This window comes from Zoogloea sp. (genome assembly GCF_017302315.1).
In the GTDB taxonomy this organism is placed as follows: Bacteria; Pseudomonadota; Gammaproteobacteria; order Burkholderiales; family Rhodocyclaceae; genus Zoogloea.
Genome location: NZ_JAFLDT010000145.1, coordinates 1 through 4,936 on the forward strand (window position 1 = coordinate 1; position 4,936 = coordinate 4,936).

At 69.3% G+C, this 4,936-nt stretch carries 5 protein-coding genes; 3 read left to right on the plus strand and 2 right to left on the minus strand.

Annotated elements, in window-relative coordinates; all coding sequences use genetic code 11:
• Positions 1-1,520, minus strand: a 1,520-nt coding sequence (locus J0L98_RS21115; protein ID WP_296414176.1) for an AAA family ATPase, incomplete at its 3' end; no start/stop codon positions are given.
• Positions 1,521-1,729: 209 nt separating this feature from the next.
• On the opposite strand from J0L98_RS21115, the gene scpB reads away from it, so the two are divergent.
• Both scpB and J0L98_RS21125 read left to right on the plus strand, forming a co-directional pair.
• Positions 1,730-2,503 carry a methylmalonyl-CoA decarboxylase gene (scpB, locus tag J0L98_RS21120; RefSeq protein ID WP_296414191.1) on the plus strand — a complete coding sequence of 258 codons (774 nt, stop codon included), beginning with the start codon at positions 1,730-1,732 and terminating at the stop codon, positions 2,501-2,503.
• A gap of 262 nt (positions 2,504-2,765) precedes the next feature.
• A complete protein-coding gene (locus J0L98_RS21125; RefSeq protein ID WP_296414192.1) occupies positions 2,766-3,419 on the plus strand; it encodes an MOSC domain-containing protein in 654 nt (217 codons plus the stop codon).
• A gap of 8 nt (positions 3,420-3,427) precedes the next feature.
• On the opposite strand, the gene J0L98_RS21130 is transcribed toward J0L98_RS21125, so the two are convergent.
• Entirely contained in the window at positions 3,428-4,039 is a 612-nt protein-coding gene (locus J0L98_RS21130; RefSeq protein ID WP_296414193.1) for a class I SAM-dependent methyltransferase, read from the minus strand.
• A gap of 152 nt (positions 4,040-4,191) precedes the next feature.
• Here J0L98_RS21130 and J0L98_RS21135 point away from each other — a divergent pair.
• The coding region (locus J0L98_RS21135) for a toll/interleukin-1 receptor domain-containing protein (RefSeq protein WP_296414196.1) at positions 4,192-4,936 on the plus strand (745 nt) is incomplete at its 3' end.

Genomic DNA, 4,936 nt, shown 5'->3' on the forward strand with positions numbered 1-4,936 from the left:
GGGTGACGAGCGCGTGCCGGTCGAACTGCAGGAGGACAGTGATCCGACGCGCTACCGCTATCGGTGTCCGGAGACGTTTCGGGGCGCAGGGAGGCCGGGCTGTCGTCGGTGAGGCCGGCGATCAGGGCGCGCATGGCCAATAGCTCGCAGCGCAGGGCCGCGTCGTCGTGGGTATCGAGGATGCCCCGGGCCAGGTCTTCCTGGATGTCGTGGAGCGTGGCCACGGCCTCCCGCGGGCGCAGGCTCAGGGCCTGGCACCAGGCCTCGGCCAGGCGCAGGCGCAGGCGGCCGTGGATGACGTGGGGCGGCAGGCGTCCGAGCCAGGTACGCAGGGTGCGCATGTCGCTGCGCTCGATCAGGGCCATGGCCGAGTGCTCCACCCACGTCGCGGCGGCATCTTCGTCGCCCGCCGCGAGGGCGTGCTTGACCGCCTCTGGCCACAGGCGCTGTTGGGCCAGCCACGCGCTGGCACGCCGGTGCAGGGCCGGGATCTCGGCGGGGATCTGGCGCAGGGCGCGCTCGCGCAGGTAGTCGGCAAAGAGCGCGTGAAAGCGGTACCAGCTGCGCGCCGCGTCGAGGGGCGCCAGGAAGAGGTTGCGCCGCTCCAGCTCGTCCAGCAGCGCCGCCGCGTCATCAAAGCCGGAGACCGCAGCACCCAGGGCCGGCGAGACGCGATCAAGGACGGACAGGCGCAGCAGGAAATCCACAAGACGCCCGGGCAGGGTGGCGAGCACGTTCTCGGTGAGGTACTGGGCGATCTCCCGGGTGGCGGCGCCCGGGCCGGCCCCGATGCCGGCCGCATCGGCCCCGTTGCGCAGGGCAATGGAGGCCAGTTGCAGGCCCGCGATCCAGCCCTCGGTGGCCTGCCACAGGGCCTGCACGCGGGCCGCGTCCAGCTTCAGCCCGGCCACCTCGTGGAGGAAGCGCCCGGTGTCCGAACGGTCGAAACGCAGCGTGTCGGCGTCGGGGCACAGCAACTGGTTGCGGCTCTGGAAATGGCTCAGGGGCAGGGGCGGCGCGCTGCGGCCCGACACCACCACATGGAAGTTGTCGGGGCCATGGCGCAGCAGGCGGAACAAGGCCTCGTGGGCCGGCGCCGACTCGAGCTGGTCCAGGTCGTCGAGGATCAGCACGATGGGGCGCCCGGCCTCGGCAATCTCGTTGATCAGCACCGACACCACGTTCTTGGCCGGCACCAGGGGATCGTTGCGGATCAGCGCCTGGGCGCGCCGCCCCACCCCGCAGTCCACCGCCAGCGCTTCGAGCAGATAGGCGCCGAAGAGGTAAAGATCGTCGTCCCGCTCCAGGGTGACCCAGGCGCAGGCCGTACCCTGCTGCGACAGGGCCGCATGCCAGGCCGCCAGCAGGGTGGTCTTGCCAAAGCCGGCCGGCGCCACCAGCACGGTGAGCCGGCGTGACAGGCCCTGGCTCAACTGGCCGAGCAGCGCCGCACGGTCGACCAGGCTGCCGCCCACCAGGGGCGGGGCCAGCTTGGTCCGGATCAACTCGCTTCCGGACACGGGGGTGTCTCCTTGGATATCTTTTCTGATTGCCGGGGCGGGGGCTCCCGGGGGCTTGTGACGCGGAGCGTAGTGCTTCGGCGGCCGTGGGGCAATCCTGGCCGGGTTGCCCCTGCGGAACACCCCGTTGGGCGGCAGCTACTGCGGCGGCTGCTTCATTCGACCCGCCCTGTGTCTAAAATGCCGCACTGCCTCCACCTCGCACCGTCATGCTCCAGATCGACATCACCGACCACATCGCCACCCTCACCCTCGACCGGGAAGCCCGCCGCAACGCCCTGTGCGAGGAGATGGTCCAGGCCTTTGCCACCGCCCTCGAGTCTTTCCGTGCCGTGGGCGTGCGCTGCGTGGTGCTGCGCGCCCGGGCCGGCTGCAAGGTCTGGTCGGCGGGCCACGACATTGAAGAGCTCCCCGCCGCCGGCCTCGACCCCCTGGCCTGGCGCGACCCCCTGCGCAAGCTGGTGCGCGAGATCGAGACCTTTCCCGCCCCCATCATCGCCATGATCGAAGGCAGCGTGTGGGGCGGTGCCTGCGAAACCGCCTTCGCCTGCGACCTCATCGTGGCCGCCCGCGATGCCACCTTCGCCGCCACCCCGGCCCGCCTCAACGTGCCCTACAACGTGGGCGGCCTGCTCACCTTCCTCAACGCTGCCAACCTGCGCCTGGCCAAGGAGATGCTCTTCACTGCCGCGCCCATTCCCGCCGAACGCCTGTGCAGCCTGGGCATCATCAACCACGTCACCGACGCCGCCGACCTGGAAGAAGCCACCTACGCCATGGCCCGCCGCATCGCCGCCAACGCGCCCCTCTCCATCTCGGTGATGAAGGAGCAACTGCGCATCCTCGCCGGCGCCCACACCATGTCCCCCGAAGACTTCGAACGCATCCAGGGCCTGCGCCGGGTGGTGTACAACAGCCAGGACTACGCCGAGGGCATCCGCGCCTTCAAGGAAAAGCGCAAGCCGGTGTTCAGAGGGGAGTGAGGGCCCAACAAAGAGCAAGGACGCTCCCGATACCCTGACAGTGGCTACCGGGCCGACCTGTTCGGGCGACGCCGGGCCGCCCTGTAGGGGCGACTTCAGTCGCCCATCGCAGCTTGATTCATCCGCCTGCCTCCAGATCGAAGTCCCCTACCGACCAACGCCCCCCGCGCTTGCAGACATAAGCGCACCAAGCTCCACACCACCCCGGACACATAAACGCCGAGCGAACCCGACCCCACCCAAAGACACAGCAGGAAACCCAATGGCCAGCATCACCCTCTTTACCGGCGGCATCCGTCCGCTGCCCGCAACCGGGCGCCCCACCGGCATCTACAAGACCCGGGTGGACGTGCCCATCGCCCTGGGCCCCGAGGGCTTTGCCGGCGACCAGCAGGCCGACCGGCGTGTCCATGGCGGGCCCGACAAGGCCGTGCATCTCTACCCCGCCGGGCACTACCCACGCCTCGCCGCCCGCTTTCCGGACGTCGCTGCCCAGCTCGTGCCCGGCGCCCTCGGCGAGAACCTCTCCACCCCCGATCTGGACGAAGCGGACGTGCGCATCGGCGAGCTGTGGCAACTGGGCCGCGCCGTGCTGCAGGTGTGCCAGCCCCGCAACCCGTGCTGGAAGATCGACGAGCGCTTTGGCGCCGACGGCATGGCCGGCTTCATCGCCGAACACCTGCTCACCGGCTGGTACTGGCGCGTGGTCCAGCCCGGCCACGTGAGTCCCGGCGACACCCTGGACCGGCTGCACGCCGCACCCCAGGCCCCGACCCTGCGCGAAGCCCAGCTCCTGTGGCAGGCCCACCGCCCGCCCCTGGCCGAATTGGCGAGCCTGGCCGACACCCCCGGCCTGGCCCGCGCCTGGCGGGACAAGATCGTGCAGCGCCTCACCTGGCTCAAGATGTCGGCCTGAACGGGCGCTCAGGTCAGGCGCCGCGCCAGCCAGATGGAGTGAAAGCCACAGGCCGGGTCCTCGGGCACGAAGTCGAGTACCTCGAAGCCGTGAGCGCCCAACAGGCGTCGGTATTCCTCCGGCGCCAGGCTGGCGTGGAACAGCGGCTCCCCCTCAAACTCCCCGATCGCCTCGCCGTGGGACGGCCCGCTGGTGAACATCAGCATCGCCCCCGGTGCCGCGTGCGCCGCGAAGACCGGAAACATCGCCCGCTGATCCTCGTGGTTCAGGTGAAAGAAACTGTCCCAGGCCAGCACCCCCGCAAACCTGCGCCCAAGCGCGAGGGCACGCATGTCGCCCTGCACCCACTCCTGGGTGGGCAGCAGGGCACGGGCATGCGCCAGCATCGCCGCCGAGCTGTCGACGCCGGTGATTGCAAAGCCCTGCTGGGCCAGCCACCGCCCCATCGGCTGACCCGTGCCGCAGCCCAGATCCAGCACGCTGGCCCCATCGGGCAGGCCGGCGGAGAAACGCGTCAGCCAGGCTTCTTCCAGTGAGGCATGGGGCGAGCGGCGCCGATGCCAGGTGTCGGCGTGGCGGTCGTAGAGGGAGATGATGGTGGCGGAGAGGGGAGGGGGCATGGGGGGATGTGGGTAGCGTGCAGACGGCGATAGGGCGGAGTGCGGGAGCCGTCCGTTGGGCATTTCCAAAGATCTCACTGCCTCTTCCTCAGGACAAGTGCCTAGTTGATTCGGCTAGAATCCATGAAGCCTGTCGGAGCGTGGGGGAGGGGATGCCGAAAATAGTCCAGAAGACGTCCGTCGGTCGGCGGATCTTCATCTCGTATTGTCATGCCGACTACCCGCATGCGCTGCGCCTGCACCGGGCGCTGACGCCCATGTGCGAGCGGCTGGGCGACATGGAGATCTTTCTCGACTACGAGGCGCTGAAGGCCGGCAACCTGTGGGAAGCGCAAATCCGCAACGCGCTTGAGGAGGCCGATGTGTTCATCGTTCTTCTCAGCCATGCCTACAACGCGTCGTCCTTCTGCCGCGAGACGGAGCTGCGCCGCATGTTCGAACGCCGGCGGCAGGCGCCCCACATCCGGGTGATCGGGGTGGCCCTGCATTCGGTCGATCTGGACGATTTCTTTGTGGACATCGAAGGGGAGCGTGTTGCGGTGAGTGGCGTGCAATGCCTGCCCCAGGATGAATTCAGGACGCCGGTGGAGACCCGCTACGGGCTTCGCCCCCTCTCCGATTGGCCCAACGACCGGCAGGCAGATGCCTGGGAGCGGGTCAAGCAGCAGATCGAGAACGCGCTGACCCGCCGCAGCGAGGTGCCCGTGGTGCCGGCGGGCGATGCCGCGCCGCTACCCGTTGCCCCTGCTGCTGCGCGGACGGATCTCAGCGTCGACTGGCTGCCCTACCTGTGCGATCGGGGTGAGCAGACCGATGCGTTGGTCGATCCGCTGGATGCCTGGTCCCGCAGTGGTTTTATTCGCCCCCTGGTCCTCGTCACCGAGGGGCGCACCAAGG